The organism is Photorhabdus heterorhabditis (genome assembly GCF_001280945.1).
GTDB classification, from domain to species: domain Bacteria; phylum Pseudomonadota; class Gammaproteobacteria; order Enterobacterales; family Enterobacteriaceae; genus Photorhabdus; species Photorhabdus heterorhabditis.
This window is the reverse complement of sequence record NZ_LJCS01000120.1, coordinates 1-4452: the sequence shown is the minus strand read 5'-3', so window position 1 is coordinate 4452 and position 4452 is coordinate 1. Positions and strand designations below refer to the sequence as shown.

At 55.4% G+C, this 4452-nt stretch carries 4 protein-coding genes and 1 pseudogene; all 5 read left to right on the top strand.

The genetic code is table 11. The features are described from left to right. Positions 1 to 176: pseudogene (locus AM629_RS22775) on the top strand (type VI secretion system contractile sheath large subunit); the annotation flags it as partial. A 13-nt stretch (positions 177 to 189) separates the two neighbouring features. Next, positions 190 to 1539, top strand: coding sequence for a type VI secretion system baseplate subunit TssK (gene tssK / locus AM629_RS20555; protein WP_054481611.1), 1350 nt, complete (start codon positions 190 to 192; stop codon positions 1537 to 1539). Continuing rightward, on the top strand, positions 1536 to 2201 hold the full coding sequence (tssL, locus tag AM629_RS20550; protein ID WP_054481609.1) for a type VI secretion system protein TssL, short form: 666 nt from the start codon (positions 1536 to 1538) through the stop codon (positions 2199 to 2201). The genes tssK and tssL overlap by 4 nt, the downstream gene beginning before the upstream one ends. Further along, positions 2090 to 3949, top strand: a complete 1860-nt coding sequence (locus tag AM629_RS20545) for an OmpA family protein (protein WP_235525560.1) — start codon at positions 2090 to 2092, stop codon at positions 3947 to 3949. The genes tssL and AM629_RS20545 overlap by 112 nt, the downstream gene beginning before the upstream one ends. Before the next feature lie 4 nt (positions 3950 to 3953). Further along, positions 3954 to 4445 (top strand): Hcp family type VI secretion system effector, encoded by a 492-nt coding sequence (locus AM629_RS20540; protein ID WP_054481605.1) that lies wholly within the window; start codon positions 3954 to 3956, stop codon positions 4443 to 4445. Positions 4446 to 4452: the final 7 nt, after the last annotated feature.

Here is a 4452-nt window from a genome sequence, read left to right as displayed (position 1 = left end):
CGTCTGACGATCTGCAAGCCTCGCATCCACTGCGTGAAGCGCGGGTGGTCGTTGAAGATATTGATGACAATCCGGGATTCTTCCGGGTCAGGCTGTATGCGGTGCCGCATTTTCAGGTTGAAGGGCTTGACGTCAATCTGTCGCTGGTTTCTCAGATGCCGAAAGCCAAAACATAAGAGGGGGAACATCATGAAAATAGATCGTCCTCTCTGGGTAACGGGGACCATTTTATCGCCCCAACAGTTTCAGCAGCAGGCCCGCTGGGAGGCTTATACGAACCAGTGTATTGCCCGGTTGGGATGGGTGCATCCCTGGGGCGTGCAAACTGTGGTGTTTGATAAAGATGCCTTGGCGCTGGGACAGTTAAAGGCTGATCACCTGTGTGTACGTTTTGCTGATGGAACGCTGATTGATACCGATCGCGCTGACGGGTTACCGCCAGTATTAAAATTGGCGTCGGTTCTGCCAACCGAGGCGCAACAGGCCACGGTGTTGCTGGCATTGCCGCACACGTATGCTAACGGCGGAAATTGTCTTAAACCCGATGAACAGTCTGACCGTCCGGTACGTTACCGGCAGGAGTGGGTACCGGTACAGGATGAATTCAGTGATTGTCGTGAATCGATGGCGGTGGCGCGTTATACCGTATCACTGCGTTTTGACAGCATGGAAAACGGACAATATCTCACCTGCCCCGTCGTCCGTCTGTTGCGTGATGCTCAGGGTAACTGGGCCTTTGATGAACAGTTTATGCCGCCATTATTGCGTGTGGGGGCGAATGCTGGGCTGATAAACCGGCTCGACCTGTTGCTGACCCGGTTGCGGGCTAAACAGACCCGGTTGATGGGGATGCGCCGTGAAAGCAATGAGCGGATGGCAGATTTTGCCGTAGCGGATGTGTCGTTGTTTTGGCTGCTCAATGCGCTTAACAGCTATGAGCCGGTACTCAGTGATTTTCTGGCGCACGCGGATGTGCATCCAGAGCTGTTCTACCGTGAAATGGTCAAACTTGCCGGTAGTTTGCTGACCTTTTCGTTGGATCATGATGCCGGGGTGATCCCCCGTTATCAGCACGATAATCTGAGCGCAGTGTTTTCACCATTGTTTGACTTGCTAAATCAATTGCTGGAAACCAGCCTGCCATCGCGGATGGTGGCGATTGAGTTGAAAAAACCGGGAGAACAGCAGTGGTTGGGGACCTTGCATGATGCCCGCTTGTGCGAAGCGGCAGATTTTTATCTTTCGGTCCGTTCGTCAATACCGGCGCATCAGTTACAGACCCGGTTTCCATTGTTATGTAAAGCTGGGGCACCGGACGATGTTGATCGGATGATTAACCGGGCATTGACGGGTATCCCTTTGATCGCACTTAGCCATGTGCCGGCGGCGATTCCGTTACGGCTGGAGAACCAATATTTTGCGCTCGACCTGAGCCATCCGGCGGCTAAAGCTATGCTGGCGTCGGGTGCCTGTGCTTTTTACGTGCCTAGTATTCTGGGTGATATTCAGCTTGAACTGTTTGCGGTACTTCGGACATGAATTCATCACATTTATCGACTCAAAAAAAACTGCAACCGGATATTGATGCCCTGTTGCAAAACAGCTACCTGCTGGTGACGGCCCTGTGCCAGGACGTGCCGGTGGAGCAGGGGGACACGGTATGGCAACTCTGTATCCGCGAGATAAAACGGGTTCGGCAGGAACTGCGTGATGCGGGCATCAGCGAATCCGCGATTGAGCATATCAGTTACGCTCAGTGCGCCCTGCTGGATGAAACCATCCTGAAGCGGGCGAAGGATGCGGGGTATACGGCCTGGCGTGCCGCCTCGTTACAGGCTTATTTCTTTGATACTGCGGAAGCGGGCAACCAATTATATGAGCGGATACGCACCGTTTTGCATGAGCCTGCCCCTAATAAGGCGGTGCTGACCTGTTTTCATCGGGTGCTGATGCTGGGGTTCGAAGGTCATGGTCGGGAAGATACCCCTCTGGTTCGGGAACAACTGATCACCCGTTTAAATGAACAGGTTGTGCCTTTTGGAACAACGCAATCTTCACCCCTGCTGGATTGTGTATCTCCGTCGGGTGATTGGCAGTACGCCGTTGCCCGTCGGCTGGTCGTAACGGTGGTCGTGTTGGCCGGTGTCTGGTGGGGGCTGAGTCAGTATCTGGCGACGCTATTCCCGGGGCTGACACGATGAGTATCATGCTGCAACGGGGACTGTGGGCATGGGGGGCGGGACTGGCGCTGTTGCTCTGCTTGATCTGGTTGCCCTTATCACCCGCAGGCCAGTGGGTGGGGGTCATCATCATTGTGCTCTGCACACTGACCGGCGGGTTTTATACCGGACGATCTCAGCGACGGAAACGACATGATGATCTATCGGCATTGCTGCCACCGGAAAGTGACCGTCACCCGGTGGTGCTGGTGTACAGCGACATTCAGGACAGCTTGTTTGGTGAAGCGTGGCTACGTCAGACGTCGCAGGGTTGCTGGTTGTGCTTGCCGTCTGGCATGTCTCTGACTGACAGCGTGGAAACCTTGCTGGCTGCCCGGCCATCCTGGGGTGGACAGTTGAGCGTGATGGCGGTGATCAACCCACAGCAATGCGGTGATGCGGCAATGTTGGCCGGTCGGGTACGGGAGCTGCGCTGGCAGCTTTCTCAGGTGCGCCAGCGACAGAATATTGCGCTGCCTTTACTGCTGGCCGGTTATTTGGCTGATGGTTGGCAACAACCTGATCCGACGTGGTTTGAGTGGTTGGCGGGACAATCCACCGTCACGGTCTGGCAGGAGAAAATGCCTTTTCAGCCGTTAGCGAATTGGTTGAGACAGGGCCAGATGACCGAACAGATGGTGCGTTTTCAACGCGGGGTTGAGTTGACTGGCTGGGCTGACTGGATGAAAGAATACGTATTACCGGCTTGTCTGACCCCGGAGGATGGGCTGCCGTCCTGTCCACCACGGGCCATGATGTTAACGTTTGTGCCCGCGTTACCTAACCCGTTAACCGGCCATCTCTGGCAGCAATGGTGGCAGAGCAGAACGGCGCTGAAGGGGGCGGGTAATCCGCGCAACCAGTCAGGGACGATGGAAGCGGTGCCGGCACTGCCTTTCCCGGACCAGGCACTGCGTCTGTTGCCGGTGGGGACGGTGCTGACCCCGGTACAGCGGGCGCAACGCAGGGCAATGGGACTCTTTTTGCTGGCCGGGATGACGGCGCTGGGCTGTTCAGCCTGGCATAACTGGCGGTTATTGCGTCAAGTAGAGGGTGACCTGTTGCACTATCAGTCTCTTGCCATTAAGGAGAAGAGCCACAGAGCGCAGGCGGTAGCGGTACTGCGGGCGGATGACAAATTGCTTGAGGCATATTACCGCGACGGAGTGCCGTGGCGTCTGGGACTGGGATTGTATCAGGGCGCACGGTTACGTCCGAGGTTGCAGGCGGCTATTGCCCGTTACGCGGCTGAGCCAGCGGAGAAAAAGCCGGTGACGACAGTCATCCCGCAGACCATTAGTCTGAACAGTCTGGCGCTGTTTGATGTCGGTCAGGCGAAACTGAAAGCCGACTCGACCAAAGTGTTAGTCAATGCGTTGATGACCATCCGCGCTAAACCGGGCTGGCTGATTACGATTACCGGCTATACCGATTCTACCGGTGATGCCGCGAAAAACCGGGTGCTATCACTGGCGCGGGCAGAAGCGGTACGCGACTGGCTACAACACACCAGCGACATTCCGCTCGCTTGCTTTGCAGTACAGGGCGAAGGCGCAACGCGACCGATCGCCACCAATTCAACCGCTGCGGGGCGTACTGCCAACCGCAGAGTTGAAATCCGTCTGGTACCTAATGCAGTCGCCTGCCAGCGACCGCAAACCGTACCCGGCTTTTTATCAACAACAACGTCGCCGGTGCAGGCGACCTCACACACTCAAAAACAGGAGTAATATTATGGCTATCCCCGCTTATTTGTGGTTGAAAGATGACGGTGGTGCAGACATCAAAGGGTCTGTGGATGTACAGAACCGGGAAGGCAGCATCGAAATTGTGGCGCTGGAACATGCGCTGCATATCCCGACGGACAACAATACGGGCAAGCTGACCGGCACCCGCGTGCACGCGCCGCTCGTGTTCACGAAAGAAGTCGATTCATCAAGCCCCTATTTGTATAAAGCGGTCACCTCTGGCCAAACCCTGAAATCAGCGGAAATCAAGTGGTACAAAATTGATGACGCGGGTCAGGAGAAGGAATATTTCAACACCCGACTGGAGAACGTGAAGGTGGTGAAAGTGGCACCGCTGATGCATGACATCAAAGATCCTGCCAAAGAGAAACACAACCATCTGGAACAGGTTGAGTTCCGCTACGAAAAAATCACCTGGACGTACAAAGACGGCAACATCATTCACTCGGATGCGTGGAATGAGCGCAGTCAGGCGTAATGGCTGA

Excerpts from the sequence above, each read along its gene's own strand:
- AM629_RS20540 (WP_054481605.1), top strand. The coding sequence starts at position 3,954 with ATGGCTATCCCCGCTTATTTGTGGTTGAAAGATGACGGTGGTGCAGAC.
- tssL (WP_054481609.1), top strand. The coding sequence starts at position 1,536 with ATGAATTCATCACATTTATCGACTCAAAAAAAACTGCAACCGGATATT.
- tssK (WP_054481611.1), top strand. The coding sequence starts at position 190 with ATGAAAATAGATCGTCCTCTCTGGGTAACGGGGACCATTTTATCGCCC.